The 15,999-nt window shown below is 63.2% G+C and carries 11 protein-coding genes; 6 read left to right on the forward strand and 5 right to left on the reverse strand.

Features of this window, described 5'->3' with window-relative positions; all coding sequences use genetic code 11:
- Nucleotides 1-85: 85 nt before the first annotated feature.
- The 6 genes from RJ1_RS15175 (at nt 86) to RJ1_RS15200 (ending at nt 6,788) form a co-directional block, all read left to right on the forward strand.
- Entirely contained in the window at nt 86-1,261 is a 1,176-nt protein-coding gene (locus tag RJ1_RS15175; RefSeq protein WP_073361104.1) for a CaiB/BaiF CoA transferase family protein, read from the forward strand.
- Nucleotides 1,258-2,085, forward strand: coding sequence for an IclR family transcriptional regulator (locus RJ1_RS15180; RefSeq protein ID WP_073361106.1), 828 nt, complete (start codon nt 1,258-1,260; stop codon nt 2,083-2,085). Before RJ1_RS15175 ends, RJ1_RS15180 begins: the two co-directional genes overlap by 4 nt.
- Before the next feature lie 3 nt (nt 2,086-2,088).
- Entirely contained in the window at nt 2,089-3,081 is a 993-nt protein-coding gene (locus RJ1_RS15185; protein WP_073361107.1) for an alpha/beta hydrolase, read from the forward strand.
- Nucleotides 3,082-3,183: 102 nt separating this feature from the next.
- The gene (locus RJ1_RS15190; protein ID WP_074872916.1) at nt 3,184-4,542 is read left to right on the forward strand and encodes a flavin-containing monooxygenase; all 1,359 of its coding nucleotides are present in this window, start codon (nt 3,184-3,186) and stop codon (nt 4,540-4,542) included.
- A 7-nt stretch (nt 4,543-4,549) separates the two neighbouring features.
- Nucleotides 4,550-5,032, forward strand: a complete 483-nt coding sequence (locus RJ1_RS15195; RefSeq protein ID WP_083400478.1) for a VOC family protein — start codon at nt 4,550-4,552, stop codon at nt 5,030-5,032.
- Between the two features lie 139 nt (nt 5,033-5,171).
- On the forward strand, nt 5,172-6,788 hold the full coding sequence (locus RJ1_RS15200) for a thiamine pyrophosphate-binding protein (protein ID WP_073361110.1): 1,617 nt from the start codon (nt 5,172-5,174) through the stop codon (nt 6,786-6,788).
- A 140-nt stretch (nt 6,789-6,928) separates the two neighbouring features.
- On the opposite strand, the gene RJ1_RS15205 is transcribed toward RJ1_RS15200, so the two are convergent.
- From RJ1_RS15205 to RJ1_RS15230, 5 genes are all read right to left on the reverse strand, one after another.
- On the reverse strand, nt 6,929-9,388 hold the full coding sequence (locus RJ1_RS15205) for a LuxR C-terminal-related transcriptional regulator (protein ID WP_083400716.1): 2,460 nt from the start codon (nt 9,386-9,388) through the stop codon (nt 6,929-6,931).
- Nucleotides 9,389-9,504: 116 nt separating this feature from the next.
- The gene (locus RJ1_RS15210; protein ID WP_073361112.1) at nt 9,505-10,395 is read right to left on the reverse strand and encodes a quinone oxidoreductase family protein; all 891 of its coding nucleotides are present in this window, start codon (nt 10,393-10,395) and stop codon (nt 9,505-9,507) included.
- Between the two features lie 223 nt (nt 10,396-10,618).
- Nucleotides 10,619-11,809 (reverse strand): epoxide hydrolase family protein, encoded by a 1,191-nt coding sequence (locus RJ1_RS15215; protein WP_073361114.1) that lies wholly within the window; start codon nt 11,807-11,809, stop codon nt 10,619-10,621.
- Between the two features lie 141 nt (nt 11,810-11,950).
- Nucleotides 11,951-12,592, reverse strand: a complete 642-nt coding sequence (locus RJ1_RS15220) for a VOC family protein (RefSeq protein WP_073361116.1) — start codon at nt 12,590-12,592, stop codon at nt 11,951-11,953.
- 508 nt (nt 12,593-13,100) lie between these two features.
- Nucleotides 13,101-15,999: protein kinase domain-containing protein (locus RJ1_RS15230; RefSeq protein WP_073361151.1), on the reverse strand; the 2,899-nt coding region annotated here is incomplete at its 5' end.

Here is a 15,999-nt window from a genome sequence, read left to right on the forward strand (position 1 = left end):
ATCGACCCACTGCATTCTTTCGAGATATCGAATTCAAATCCGTTATTATGTAGCAAGTGAACGATTGAGTGTTGGGAGTTCAAGTATGGGTCCGTTGGCGGGGATCAGTGTGGTCGAGTTTGCAGGCATCGGACCGACGCCCTTCGTCGCTCTGTTGCTCAGCGACCTGGGAGCTGATGTGATCACCATCGACCGGGTACCTTCCGCGGATGGCGGTACACCAGACGACTTGGTCAGAATGACCACCGGGGGGCTCGGCCGGGGGCGCCGCTCCGTGGCCGTCGACCTCAAGTCGCCCGGTGGGATCGACACGGTGCTCGAACTGCTGAAGAACGCGGACGGACTGATCGAGGGGTACCGGCCTGGAGTGATGGAACGCCTGGGCTTGGGCCCGGAAGTGTGCCTGGCTCGAAATCCGCGCCTTGTCTTCGGGAGAATGACCGGATGGGGCCAGGACGGCGACCTGGCCCAGCGTGCCGGTCACGACCTGAACTACATTGCGGTCGCCGGCGTGCTCCACCACATCGGCGGCCGTGACCAGGCGCCCACAGTGCCGTTGAACCTCATCGGCGACTTCGGCGGTGGAGGCCTGCTCCTCGCATTCGGTATGGTCGCAGCGATGCTCGAAGCGAGGAACTCGGGGCGGGGCCAGGTGGTGGATGCGTCGATGGCCGAGGGCTCGGCGCTGCTGATGACAATGATGTACGAGCTGTCCGGGCGTGGCATGTGGGACCACGACAGGGAGTCGAACATGAACGACGGCGGCGCCCACTTCTACAGCGTGTACGCCACATCCGACGACAAGTATGTCGCGGTGGCCGCCATGGAACCGAAGTTCTACGCAAACCTACTCTCGGCGCTTGGGCTCGATGGCCGCGATCTGCCCGATCAGTGGGACCGCAGTCAGTGGCCGGCGCTGCGCGAAGTGTTCGCAGAGGTCTTCCGGACGCGGACTCGCGACGCGTGGACGGCGCTGCTGGAGAACACCGACTCGTGCGTCACTCCGGTCCTGTCCATGCTGGAAGCGCCCAGTCATCGTCACAACGTATCGCGGAATGCGTTCATCAAGGTTGATGGCATCACCCAGCCGGCCCCGGCTCCCCGATTCAGTCGCACGCCCACACAGGTGCGGCGCGGTGTGGCGGAACCGGGACAGCACTCGGTGGAGGTGCTCCGCGAAGCGGGTATCGATGAAGCAAGGATCGACGCGCTCCTCGCTTCCGGCTCGATCGCCTCAACGGATCAGGAGGTCAAGGCATGAACCCGGATCGATTCCTGAGGACGTTCGATGTCCTCGACGCACTCGCCGATGCCCCTGACGGGTTGCGGCTCACCGAGATCAGCCAGGCGGTCGGTGCGCCGGTCAGCAGCACCCACAACCTGCTGCAGACGATGCTCGCCGCCGAAATTATCGCGGCCACAGACGATCTCCACTACACGGTCGGCCCGAGAGCTGTTCGAATCGGCATCAAGATCATGAATTCGCTCGAAGTACGTACGCTCGGGCGCCGGCATCTCGAACGTCTTGCCAAGACATTGGGCAACGACGTGTACCTGGCGGTACGGGTCGGCGACCGGATCGTGTACGTGGATCGATTTCGCGGGACGCAGGCCGTGTCGGTCAACATCCGGATCGGCGATTCCTTGGCGCTGCATGCGACCGCGGCAGGAAAACTGTATGCCGCATATGAGGATGACTTGCGCGCGCGGGTGCTCGCTCGTCCACAACGTCGGTTGACATCCACGACGATCACTGAACCGGAATTGCTGGAAGCCGAGTTCGATCGGATCCGGCAGCGTGGACTATCCGTCAGCCGGGAGGAGGGCTATCCGGGAATCTTTGGAATTGCTGTTCCGGTCCGCGACGCTGCGGGGACGATGGCGGCTGCGATCCACGTTTCGGCGCTCAGCGCAGGCCTCGACACCGCCCGGGAAGACGAACTGATCGAGCAGAGCCAGCGGACCGCTGCGGACATCCAAGACGATCTCGGCGTCCCCGACCTCGCCGAGCTGGATTCGCCTGGCACCGCCGCCCCCGCCGGCGCGACTGCCACGAAGCCTGCTGCAAGAGTGACACGGCGCTGAAACATGAAGGCACCCAGCGACACCGACATCCCGGAGGCGCACCGAATAGACCCGCAGATGCGTCGACAGCTGGCGGCTCTGCGTGATTCTCTCGGACCACGCGGTTTCCTGAGCGTCGCCGACCTGAACGAAAGGCGTCGGCTGTACGACCGGCTGGGCATGAGCGTCACGGCTCCTGTCGAGCAGCCGGAAGTCGTCCGAAGCGACGTCGTTCTGGATGCGGGCTCGACGGTTCGGGCGCGGATCTACCAACCTGTCGAAGACCGCTGCGAGGGCGGACTGCTCTACATCCATGGCGGAGGTATGGTCATGGGCAGCATCGAGGCCGAGGACGCATATGCGGCACAACTGGCCTCGGGCACCGGGGCGACCACGGTCTCCATCGACTACCGGTTGGCCCCGGAGCACCCCTACCCGGCGGCAATCGACGATTGCACGGCAGCACTGACCTGGTTGATGGGTTCGGGCCACACGCTGGGGATCGAACCGGACAGAGTTGCCGTCTACGGCGTCAGCGGCGGCGGAGGGCTCGCAGCGGCGCTCGCCCTGCGGTGGCGCCACCGCAGAGACCCACCCATCGCGCTCCTCGCATTGGCGGCGCCCATGCTCGACGACCGCACCGACGAGCAAGGCGCTCAGCCGGCGCTCGGCGTCTGGGACAGCGAACACAACATCGAAGCGTGGCGTCATATCCTCGGTGATACGGCAGGAGGGACCGAGGTCCCCGCCGACGCCGCCGCGGCGCGCGCGACGGATCTGACAGGCATGCCGCCGACCTTCCTCGACGTCGGCTCGCTCGATCTCTTTCTCCCCGAAAACCTGCGGTTTGCACATGGATTGGCGACAGCAGGGGTATCCCTGGAACTGCACGTCCACCCCGGCGCGTACCACGGATTCGACCAGTTGGCTCCCGGGGCGGAGCGCACCCGTGAGGCATGGGGCCGACGCATCGAGGCGCTGCGCCGCGCCCTTCGGCGCGATCCGACCTTGCCCTGACACCGCACCACACCCGCCCGCCTCTTTCTCTTGTCAGGTGGGTGAACGAGCGATACCATCACAATTACCAAAACTGGAAATACATTTCGAAAGTAGGAAATCTTGAAGGTCCAGCGAATTGCCGTGATCGGCGCAGGGCCCGCCGGGCTGAGTGCAGCCAAACACCTCATTGGGCGGGGCTTCGACGTCACCGTCTACGAGAAGGGGTCCGAGGTCGGCGGGCTGTGGGTGTATGAGAACGACAACGGGATCGGCGCGGCATATCAGTCGCTGCGGATCAATTCCGAAGCGAGGGACACCGGTTACCGCGACTTTCCGATACCCGCGGAGGCATCCCTTTTCCCCACTCACTATGAGATGAGGGCTTACTTCAACGCCTACGCTGACCACTTCGGTTTGCGGACGCAGATCGTTGTCAACACGTCGGTCGACAGCGTCGAGCCCGTGGCAGAAGCACCCGACGCCCCGCGCTGGAAGCTGAAGCTGAACGACGGCACGGAACCCGAATTCGACCGTGTGGTGATAGCGAACGGACACCAGTCGATCCCGAGCCACCCCCCGTTCGCAGCCGACTTCACCGGTGATTACCTGCATTCACGTGACTACCGGGTCCCAGATCGGTTCGCCGGAAAGAAGGTCCTCGTAGTCGGGACCGGAAACAGCGGCCTGGACATCGCTGCGGATGTCTGCCTTGTGACGGACCGGACGGTGCTCGCCGCCCGCTCTCCCGTTCTGATCATGCCTCGGATGATGTTCGGTGCTCCGTTGTCGCGTTTTCTGGCGAAAGTGGAGCGCCCCTGGCTACCTTGGCCGCTGGCGCGCCGGGTCAGAGAACTGGTCACGCTGGTCGCGCACGGGCGGATGGAGCAATGGGGCTTCACGACACCGAAAACACGGACGCACCCCGCCAGTCACCCCACCGTGATGTCTCATATCGCGTGGAACCGAATCGCCGTCCGTCCAGGAACACGCAGCGCGGAAGGGACTACTGTTCGATTCGACGATGGAACGGAAGAGAATTTCGACGCCGTGATCGCCGCGACCGGTTACCAGTTCGACATCCCGTTCCTCAGTAGCGATGTGTCGCCGATCAACGGAGGGCGCATCGACCTGTACCGAAGGGCCGTGTCTCCGAGCTGGCCTGGCCTCTACTTCGTCGGCCTGTTCGATGTCAGCGGTGGCGCCAATATCCGGATGATCGACATCCAAAGCCGTTGGCTCGCCGCTGTCCTCGCCGGAGACGTCGACCTTCCCGACGAGGCCGCGATGCGGCGGGCGATCGCTGAAGAACACGAGCAGATGGCCCGGCTGTATCCGTCGGGGCGGCGATACGGACTCGAACTGGACCCCCGTGAGTACGGTCTCGCCGTTCGTGAAGACCTCGCGAAGGCGAAGGAGAGAACCGCTGCATCGTCGGCCCCGATCCCGCAACCCGCGCCGGCGCAAGCGATCAGCCGGTAGGAACCAGATGAGCCACCCCGTAGTAGCCGTCAATCACGTGAGCGTGCCAGCTCGTGAACTGGGTGAATCAGTGCGCTTCTACAAGGACTTTCTGCATCTCGAGCAGGTCCCGTCTCCGACCTTCGCAGTTCCGACCGCGTGGTTCTCGGTCGGTGACAGGACCCTTCATGTATACGAGTACGGCGAGACGACAGATGTAAGTCATATTCACCACTTTGCGCTGGAGGTAAGAGATTTCATGGGTTTGTACGACCACGCGACGAACCTGGGAATCAAAGAAAAAGGATTTCTCAGCACCATATACGAGCTTCCGGATGGCGGGGTCCAGATGTATGTGCGAGATCCGGCGGAGAACCTCATCGAATTGGTTTGCCGTGACCGGTCGACAGTGGACCGTGGCCGGATTCCCGAATACGCAGTACTTGCCGACACCATCTCACAAAAACCGGCGTCGGAAGGCGCGCGCATGTTCAATTACCACTTGCCATGAATAACACGCACTAGCTGACGGTCCCGTCGTCCAATCCACTCCTGCCGAGCGTCTCGTCTCACGCAGGCGACGCCGTTGGAATCCGCCGACTGATCGGCACAATGCGGTCTCGAGACCTTCTGAACGAAAGGGCCAACCGATGCAGGTCTACAAAGCTCTCGCCCAAGGGCTGATCGACCATGGTGTCAAGACATTGTTCGGCCTGATGGGCGACGGCAACCTCTACCTGGCGAACCACTACTCCTCGATCCCTGGAGCCACATACATCGCATCGGCGCACGAGGCCGGCGCCGTGTTGATGGCCAATGGCTACGCCAGTGTTTCAGGAGAGGTCGGCGTGGCGACCGTCACCCACGGTCCAGGATTGGCCAACGCCCTTCCTCCTGTGATCGACAGCGTGCGGAGCCGCATGCCGATAGTGTTGATCTGCGGCGACACCGCAGACGGCGATCGAAACACCTTGCAAGACATCGCGCAAAGAGAACTGGTTCTTCCGACAGGGGCCGGTTTCGAACAGGTACGGCGCCCGGAGACCGCTGTTCAGAATTTGCGCGAGGCCTTGCGGCGAGCCACCGCAGAACGCAGACCAATCGTACTCAACGTGCCGGTGGACTACATGTGGAAAGAGGTTGACTACCAACATGACCCGCTGCCGCCTGCGGACCGGGACATCACACTGGACCCTGACGCGATGGACCAAGCGGTCGGCGTTGTTGCTGCCGCCGAGCGCCCGATTATCCTGGCCGGCCGCGGAGCGGCGACACCGAGCGCTCGGGAAGCCATCTGCCGGCTTGCCGAGAGACTCGGCGCGCCGGTAGCAACCACCTTGCGTGGAAAGTCCCTATTCTTGGCGGACCCAGGGGCGCTGGGAGTATTCGGCACGCTCTCCACCTCCGCCGCTCTGGACCAGATCGGCAAGAGCGATTGTGTCATCGCGTTCGGTGCGAGCCTGAATTCCTGGACCACGGATTCAGGGGCCCTCCTGAGCGGCAAGCGAGTCGTGCATTGCGATAGTGATCCACAGGCGATCAGGCGACACATCGATGTCGATGCTGCTGTGCTGGGCGACGTTGCGACGATCGCGCACGCGATCATCGGGTATCTCGATGAGGCCGAGGTCCCTGCCCGCCGGTTTCGGGACGACTGGATCGGGAAGTCTGCTGATCTCGAGGAGTACGGCATCCCACCGTCTCCCGCTTCTCTCGCGGGGAGTATCCCATTCCGCGAGACCGTGCGGGCAATCGACCGATTGATACCCGAGGACCGAGTGGTCGTAGTTGATGCCGGTCGCTTCATGTTTGCAGGCTATAAGCTGCTACACGTTCCTGACCCCCATTCTCTGGTGCATACCTGCAACTTCGGTGCGATCGGCCTGGGCATGGGGAACGCGATTGGAGCCGCGCTCGCCGCGCAGGGCCGGCCGGTATTCCTCGTCTGCGGAGACGGCGGCTTCATGCTCGGTGGAATCACTGAGTTCGTCAGCGCCGTACAGAACGGGATCGACGTGATTGTCATGGTCCTGAACGACTCGTCGTATGGTGCCGAGCACATTCAGTTTCGTAACCGGAACATGGATCCGTCCCGGACACTGTTCCGGTGGCCGGATCTCTCGGCGCTTGCAATTGCCCTCGGGGGCGAGGGAGTCACAATGCGAGTTCCTGACGATCTCACAACGGTGGAGAAAGCCATTGTCAATCGCACACGACCGCTTCTGATCGAGGTCAAACTCGACCCCGACGACGTGCCCACCGAGTGATCGGAGCAGACGGCGGCGGGTTCGGACTCGCCGTCACCCTCGAGGTCACGGAAGGCTGAGAACTCTCGCGCGGGCGTCTGCGTGGTCGACCCTGTTCGATCTGGTGGCACCGCTGAGTGTGGGTATTGCGTCACGCACGGTCATGCGTGGTGAGTTCGTGTCTCGGGGTCAGGGTTCTGCTGGTGTCTCTGTTCGATGAGCCAGGTGGCGATCTGCGTTCGCGAGGTGTAGCCGAGTTTGCAGAGGATACGTTCGACGTGGCCCTGTGCCGTGCGCTGCGAGATGACCAGCTTTGCGGCGATCGCCCTGTTGGTCAGTCCCTCGGCGACGAGCTCGGCGACTTGTCGTTCACGTCGGCTCAGGGTGTCGACTTCGGGAGACTTCCCGGGTACGGGTTGTTCATCGAAAGCGAATCTGACCGCATCGTCGACGCTGAATGCGCTGCCGTGCTGGTATTTCTCTTCGAACTGTCGATCACCGAGCGCGCTGCGTGCCTGCTGTTCGCAGTCGCTGTGATAACTCAGACCGGTGAGATAGTTGGCCATGGTTCCGCCGACCTCCCGCCAAATTGCGGCGGCGGCTCCGAGGAGGACTGCGGCGCAGCCGGGATTGTGGTCGGCTTCGATCCATGCCAGGGCTTCCAGGCTGCAGCCGATGCCAAAGGAGTCGTCGGCACGAGTCGACATTCGGATTCCCTCCTCGATGACCGCTCGCGCCCGGGGCAGATCGCCATCGCGCCACCACGCCCAGGCCCCAATCATCGCGGACCGTCCGCAGTAGACGATGTCGCCGAGTGTCCAGGAAAGGGCCAGCATTCTCTGGTGGCGGACGCGCGCCTTCGACGCGTCACCAAGCGACATGTAAGCGAGTCCTTCGCCCAACAGGCTCCCTATGTGAAAGAAGTCGGCGCCCTCAGCGTCTTGTGCGGCGCCGATCGCCTCCTCGAAATGTGGCACGGCAGATACGGAGTCGCTGTTGTAGAGAGCGAGAAATCCTCGGACGTATCCCCGGAGCGCACGCATCGAGGTGTCGCCGGGTCGGTCCTCGAGGGAATCGGCGCGGGCCAGCAGGCCCACACCCTCAGCCACGTCTCCCTGCACCCCCGCAAACAGGCTGACCAGGTACAGGGCTTTGGCCAGATCCGCGCTGGATTCGCCGTCCGCGGCGGCGAGGACCCGGTCGAGCCAGAGCCGGCCCTCCCGGAGGTATCCGCGGGAGAACCAGAACGGGAACAACCCGACCGCCATGCGGAGACCGGCGGCGGCCCCGTCTGGTTCGGAAAGGAAGAATTGAAGGGCAGCACGAAGATTCGGCTCTTCCCGGTCGAGGCGATGGAGCCAGTGCAGCTGACGAGGACTGATAGTGTCTGCCGCGGCACGCATGATCAGCTCCTGGTACCAGTCCTGAAAGCGTCTGCGCAAATTGGGGTATTCGCCCGTGGACTGCAGTTTTTCCTGGGCGTACTCGCTCAAGATATCCAGCATCCGGTACCGGACCACGTCGCCTGCCTCTTCCCGGATCAGGATCGATTTGTCGACCAGTGCCGTCACGACGTCGAGGAGGTCGCCGCCCCGATCACCGTCGCCGCAGATGGCCTCGGCGGCATCGAGTTCGAAGCTACAGGCGAACATCCCCAACCGTGCCCACAGACGCTGCTCCTGCGGGGTGCACAGCTCGTAGCTCCAGTCGATGGACCACCGCAGCGCCTTCTGCCGGGCCGGTGCGGCACGGCTGCCGCCGGTGAGCAGTCGGTATCGATCGGTCAAACGGTCGAGGATCTGGTGCACGGACATGACTCGCAGCCGGGCTGCGGCCAATTCGATCGGCAACGGCAAACCGTCCAGGCGAGCGCAGATCTGCGCCACCGCAACTTGGTTGTCCTCGGTGAGTTCGAACGCGGGAACGGCCGCTTCCGCCCGTTGCACGAACAACGCCACCGATTCGTAGCTGGGCAACCCGCGAAGCGAGGACGCGCGGCGTGGGTCGGGGGCTGACATCGGCGGAACTCGGACCACCGCTTCCCCGCTGAGTCTGAGCGGCTCCCGGCTCGTTGCCAGGATGCGTACCCCTGGGCAGGTCCGCAACACCGCGTCCGCCAGTGCTGCCACCGCCTCGAGCTGGTGCTCACAGTTGTCGAGCACCAGCAACACTTGCTTGTCGGCGAGGTAGTCGGTCAGGTGGACCAATGGTGCTCCCGCGGATTGGTTCCTCAGTCCAAGGACAGCCGAGACGACACCGGTCACCAATTCCGGATCGGAGAGCTCACTGAGCTCGATCAGCCAGACCCCGTCGGTGAACGCCCGCTGCGAGTCGGTGGCGACTCGCAGCGCGATCCGGGTCTTCCCGACGCCCCCGATTCCGGTCAATGTCACCAGACGGGACGCGGACAGCATCTTCTTCGTCTCGCCCACCTCGTGGCGGCGGCCGACGAAACTGGTCAGCTCGACCGGTAGGTTTCCGCCCTTGCCTCGGACCCGAACTGGCATCGAATTGCTCGAACCGCCGCCCGATCTCGTCTTCGTGTTGGGCGGCGGCACGGGCACCGGGGTGAGTTCGGTCGGGCGGCCCGCGAGCCCGGCTCGACTGGATTGCTCGTTCATGGATCCTTCACTGATCTCGGTGGGCACTGGAACGTCGTCAGTCCGGAGATCTCGAAACCGGTCGTGGCGGCGCGGCGGTCCTGCGGGATGCACGCTGCGGGCTGCTACCGTGCCGGTCAGACGACGAGTGTGATGCGCCGTCCCAGCTGGCGGTCGTACTCGTCGTGCGCAGCCACGATCTCTGAGAACGTGAACGCTGTCGACTCGGGAAGGTTGAGCTCACCGGCGGTGAGGTGTTCGGCGAGTGCGTGCAACATCGCGCCGGACTCGTGAGTGATCACCAGCGTCGCGCTCTCCGTCGACACGCTGTGGGGCGGGCTTCCCGGGACAACGGTGACGTAGTGCCCCCCGGGTCGTAACGCGGCGGACAGATCAATTCCGGCGGTGTCGATCACTCCGTCGACGCGGGAGACCGGCGGTGAGCCGATATACACTTCCTCGGCTACTCCGGTCGGCAACATTTCCGCTTGCTCGGCCCGTCGAACCAACGCGTGTGCGCGGTGTCCACGGAGATGGAGAAGCTGCAGTGCGATACGTCCGACGGCACCGGCGGCGCCCGCGACAAGCACGTCAGATTTCTTGGTCAACTGCAGAGCATCGACGGCCTGCATCGCCGTCAAGCCGGGTAGGGGTAATTGGGCAAGGATGGCCGGGTCGACGTCTTCGGGGGCACGGGCAAGGGACGTTTCCGGCAGGCAGACGAACTCTGACCAGGTCCCGTTTCCGGTGAGCGCCGACGTCGAGGCACCAATTACCCGAGCACCGGGCAGAAATCGGTCGGCATTCGGGCCCGTCTCCTCGACGGTGCCCACCAGGTCGTACCCGAGCGTGAACGGCGCACTTCCCTGAAGCGGGATCACCCCGCTACGAATCTTCACGTCCGCGGGATTGATCGCCGATGCTTCGAGGGCGATGAGTACTTCACCCTCGCCCGGACTGGGGACGGGAATATCTCGCAACTGGAGCACATCGGTGTATCCGGGAGAATCGAACTGAACAGCGAACATGGTTCTTACCTTTTCGTGTATGTGAGAGCGAGGACGATCTCGGGCTGTGGCGGAGCGATCGACACGTGTCGGTTCTCCTTTGTGTGGGCTGGTGAGGTACCCGGTTCCTCCACTGTGGATGCGGGGTACCGTCCTCCTAGCCGAGGGCGACCGAGTGGTTTGCAGTGAGCCACCCGGTCGCCCGGCAGAACGTGGCAGGTGCAACACGTCCGACTGCGGTCGGCTATCGAAGCGACCGCAAGCCCACGCGAATCTCTTCTGCCAGGAGCTGTGGCTGTTCCCAGGCCGCGAAGTGCCCGCCCTTGTCGAGCTTGTTGTAGTGGACGAGGTTGGGATACGCCTTCTCTGTCCAACTGCGCGGTGCCTGATAGAGCTCGTCGGGAAAGACGCTCACGGCAACCGGGATGGAGACGCCCCTGGTGGCGAGGAACGCCGGGGACGTGAGTTCCCAATAGAGGCGAGCCGCAGACACCGCGGTGTTCGTCAGCCAGAACAGCGTGATGTTGTCGAGGACATCGTCTCGCGTCAGGCCTTCTGGCTGTCCGGCGAAGGCCCGGGAGATCAGCTCCAAACTCTTCGCGTCGTGGTCGAGCATGAAGGTTGCCAGTCCGACGGGCGAATCCGCCAATCCGGTCAGTGTCTGTGGGCGCGAACCCATCTCCACGGCGTAGCCGATGTGCTGGTAGAAGAAGGCCAGCTGGTCGCTGGCGGCCTTTTCGTCGTCGGAGAGGTCGGACGGCAGTGGGTTGCCGGTGCGGAGCGCCTGGTCGATCTCGGGTGGAACCACACTAGCCATGTTGGTGTGAATGCCGAGCAGTTCCGGCGGCGCCTGTAGAGCCATCAGTTCCGTGACGATCGCACCCCAGTCGCCGCCGTGGGCCGCGTACTGCGTGTACCCGAGGCGCTTCATCAGCTCGACCCAGGCTCGGGCGATGCGGTCGAGGCCCCAGCCGGTGGTGGTCGGCTTGCCCGAGAACGCGTAGCCGGGCCCCGACGGAATCACCAGATGAAAAGCGTCCGATGCGTCACCACCATGAGCGGTGGGATCGGTCAGCGGTTCGATGATCTTCAGCTGCTCGATGATCGACCCGGGCCACCCGTGCGTGACGATGAGCGGCAACGCGTCCTCGTGCTTCGAGCGAACGTGAATGAAGTGAATGTCGAGCCCGTCGATCTCTGTGATGAACTGCGGCAGAGCGTTCAGCTTCGCCTCAACCTTGCGCCAGTCATAATCTGACGCCCAGTACTGCGCGAGTGCCTGACTCGTCGCGAGTTGCACGCCCTGCGACTGATCTGCGACGGTCTCCTTGTCGGGCCAGCGTGTGGCCGCGATGCGCTGGCGCAGAGCCTGGATTTCGGTCTCAGGGATGTCGACCGTGAACGGCCGGATCGCGACGTCGGATGTGACAGGCATGTGGGTTCCTTGCTGTGTTGATTGGTGGTCGAGAATGGCTTTTGGGTGGATTGGCGCCTCTGGCTCGTCGAGTCTGTTTACATACGCGGTGAACGGATCAGACGGAGGAGGTACCGATGGGCAAGAAGAGTTGAGGGAGCGTTAGATGGGCAGCTCCGTCCCGGCCTGTTCGGCGACCATATAGGCGGCGTACCAGTCGGGCCAGTTCTCGTCGTACTGCCCGCCGTTGCGCTTCTCGTGTTCACCGTGGGCGATGGCCGCGCGGAAGAGTGCATTCACCAGGTCACGGTGGGAATTGAATACTGTGGTGGCGGAGTCGATCCGGCCGGGAAGACGGGTGGTGACTTCCTGCAGCTTCCAGGTGTTGCCATCGGGATCGTGGAAGGTGGCGTACGAGTTGTAGCTGGAATGGTCGGGGTCCGGTCCGGGGACCGGGCCGTTCGCGGTGTAGTGGAAGATGTCGCTGACATCGGTTCCGGCGACGGTCAGCTGCTGGTGGGCGGCGCCGATGTCGGAGACGATCAGGAAGGCTGAGGCGGAGCCGGGTGCGGCGGTGGTCAGGTCGGTGCCGAAGTGGATCGAGGTGTCGGCGCCGGTCGGGGTGAACTGGACGACGCCGGAGCCGGGCGGTGTGAAGTCGTGTCGCCAGCCGAGTTGCGTGTAGAAGTCGGTGGCCCGATCCATGTCGGAGACGGGGAGGACGAGCACCTCGAGTTTCATGTCGACGTTCGTGACCGTCGCGGTGGTGGTCGCCGTGGTGGTGCGGGTTTCGGTCATGGTCATGACTTCCTTCTGTGGATTTCTCTGGTGGGTGATACTGATGAGGCGGGGGATGGGGGAGTATTGACCTTCGTCGGCTCCCCCTGGGGCGATCGACGGTGCGACTGCCTACATTGGGGTGATGCCGAGTGCGGCGGTGGCGACTGCGGCACTTCCAGGCTGAAGCCGGTGCCAAACGAATGTGGTGAACCGCTTCCAGGAGGAGGTGCTGCTGGTGGGCGAGTTGTTTCGGTGGAGGTGTGTGCTGTTCATGCCGATAAGACTCGCAATTTCGCGGCGAGTGTGACGGCGGTGATCTACGTGCTTCACTACCCGCATTTCCTACGCAGGTATGCGCCCAGTGGACCCATCCCTGAGTTCCGGAGGGAGAAGACTGATCGGTCTGTTCAGGACGGCACTGCGACAGGCATCAACCGATCCGGGACCGGAGCGCCCCCCGGGGAATCAGGACTGTCTCGCCGGTGACGCAGACCCGGGACGGTGTCACACGAAGTGGGGAAAATGCCCCGAACTACGGATTCCGGGAATCGATACTCTCCTCGCGAGCGATCCAGGCGGCAAGCTGCGCGCGGGATCGATGTCCCGTCTTCGTGAGGATGCGGTCTACGTGTCCTTCTGCGGTACGGGGCGAGATGACCAATCTTTCCGCGATTTCCTTGTTCGTCAGTCCCTCGGCCACCAGCTTTCCCACTTCTTTCTCGCGAGGTGTGAGTTTCACTTTCGCTGAAGGAGTGACGGCCGCTGCCGGCGCAGACGTGCGCTTGTGCAACGCGAATTCAATCGACGCGAGGTGATCGAGGCGTTCACCGGCCTGGCATTCTCTGTCGAACGCAGAGTCACCAAGCAACTGACGGGCGCGTTTTTCGTAACGAGTCCGTGTGCGGACCAACTCGTCGCTTCCGAAGAGCGGAGAGCTCCCCATTTCGCTGCACAGCGTCCGCCCGACCCCCAACAGGCGTGCGGATCGAACCGGGTTTCCTTCCTCGATCGCGATCCACGCCAGAATCTCGGTGCATACAGACACGCCCAACCAGTCGCTCAATGACTGCTTCAGTTCGATCGCTTCTTTCAACGAGTCCGATGCTTGTGCGAACTCGCGCTGGGTCCAGAGGGCAAGTCCACGCGACCAGAGCGCCCATGACGTGGCAAAACGCTCCCGCAGCGACTTGCCCAGGGCGATGGTTTCGTCCGCCGAAGCGATTGATTGTTCCAGGTTTCCGGACAGGCAGTGCACGAAAGCCAGTTGAGCGCCACCCAGCAGTGTCAGGGAGTTGACTTCCCCTGACTCCGCGTGATGTTTCATGGCGGCATTGAGAAGCTCCAACGCAACGTCGAGATTTCCGTCGATCTCCTCCACTGTGCCCCGGAACTGAAGTGCAAACGCCTGGGCGGTTCGATCACCGATCGATTCCGCAACGGCGCTGCTTTCCAGCAGATATCGCTTGGCGGTGGCGTTGTCGCCTTGAAGCATTGAGTACCAGCCGATCACCCAGAGCGCTTTCGCCCTCTCGCTGCTCGGCTGCCGGTCGGCCTCCAAGGCGCGGGTCAGCCAGTACCGCCCGTCGCGCAGGAGGCCACTCGCGTTCCAGAAGAACCACAGCGATCCCGCCATACGGAGACCGGTTCGGGCTTCGCCAGGGGTAGACAGGCAGTACTCGAGCGCCGACCGCAGATTCGCCCGCTCGTGCCGGAGACGCCGGTTCCATTCCAGCTGACCTGATCCCCGTGACTGACCCTCGCTGCGTTCGGCCAAACGCAGGAAATAGTCTCGATGATTCCTGTGCCACGTATCCTCTTGGCCTTGCTCGGCAAGCTTCTCGACTGCGTAGGCGTTGATACTTTCCAGCAATTTATATCGAACTGTAGATCCAGATTGAACGGTGGAAATGACCGATTTTTCAACGAGACTCGAGATCAAGTCAAACGCGTCCGGGAGGATATCCGGATCAGTGCACACACTCTCGACCGCGTCGAAATCGAAACCGCTCGCGAATACCGACAGCCGCGCCCACAGGACTTGTTCTTCCGGCGAACATAGATTGAAGCTCCAATCGATGGCGCCACGCAGCGTTTGATGCCGCACCGGTCCGCCACGGTTCCCCCGAGTCAACAGATCGAAAAGTGCGCCTTCCCGCGACAGGACGCGGTCGAGGGGAAGGGACCTGATCCGGACTGCGGCGAGTTCGATAGCCAGAGGGATGCCGTCCAGCCGTTGGCACAGACGGGCAACCCTCAAGCGGCTCTCGTCGTCGAGGGTGTATCCGGGGACGACGGATGCAGCGCGTTGCTCGAAAAGATCGACCGCCTCGGAATGAAACATCGTGCCGTCTTGTCCGTCAGCGGGCTTGTCTTCGTTGAGAACCGGCATGGGGGGTACCTCGAACACGGTCTCGCCCAGTACACCGAGAGGCTCTCGACTGGTTGCCAGGATCTGCACGCGGTCCGTCCCCCGAGCAATCTCGGCGGCGACGCTTCCGCACGCCTCGATCAAATGCTCGCAGTTGTCCAAGACGATGAGTGCATGTCTTTCACCGAGGAATTCAAACAGGTAGTGAGTGCCATCCGCATTCATTCCGTCTCGAATGTCGAGCGCCTCGGTTATTGCGCTGACGACAAGGTCTGGACTCGAGATCGCGGCGAGATCCACAAACCAGGTGCCGCCGGTGTAGGTTCTGCGCACTTCCGCGGCGACGCGGCATGCCAGCCGGGTTTTACCTACCCCACCAAATCCGGTGAGGGTCACTATCCGGGAATCCGACAGACGCGCCTTGATCGCGGCCACTTCTTTGCGGCGTCCGACGAAACTTGTCACTTCGCGAAAGAATTCGTGTGCATGGGAGACGAGTTGGTGCCCCGCAGCCCTCGCGTTCTCCTCTGGTTGCACGTCTCCTGGTTCGGTGTGCAGTGCCATCTCGTCGAGGGGGAAACCATGGAGACGTTGAGATGCTCGGAGTTGCTGACCGAGTTCCGTGGCGGATGGGCGGCCCTCCGGGGCGCCGGCCATGGCACGTTCGATGATCGCGCTGACGTCCTCGGGAACACCGTGCTTGCGTGGGTCCGGACCAGGCTCGGCGGCGATCCTCAGGAACTGGGCGACCACCTGCTCGCCGCTGCGGCGTTCGAATGCAGCGTGACCGGTCACCGCAGCGAACAACGTGGCCCCGAGACCGTACACATCGGAAGCAGCACTCGGGGGCTGGCCGGTCACCACCTCGGGTGCGGTGAACGCCGGCGACCCCGTCACGACGCCGGCGGTGGTTTCGAATCCGCCGGCGATGCGGGCGATGCCGAAATCCGTAAGCGCCGGCTCGCCGTAGTCGCTGACCAGGATGTTCCCGGGTTTGACGTCGCGGTGAAGGATCCCGAGGCGGTGGGCAGTCTCGAGGGCACCGGCCATCTTCACCCCGAGT

The sequence above is a fragment of the Rhodococcus jostii NBRC 16295 genome (assembly GCF_001894825.1).
GTDB lineage: Bacteria > Actinomycetota > Actinomycetes > Mycobacteriales > Mycobacteriaceae > Rhodococcus_F > Rhodococcus_F jostii.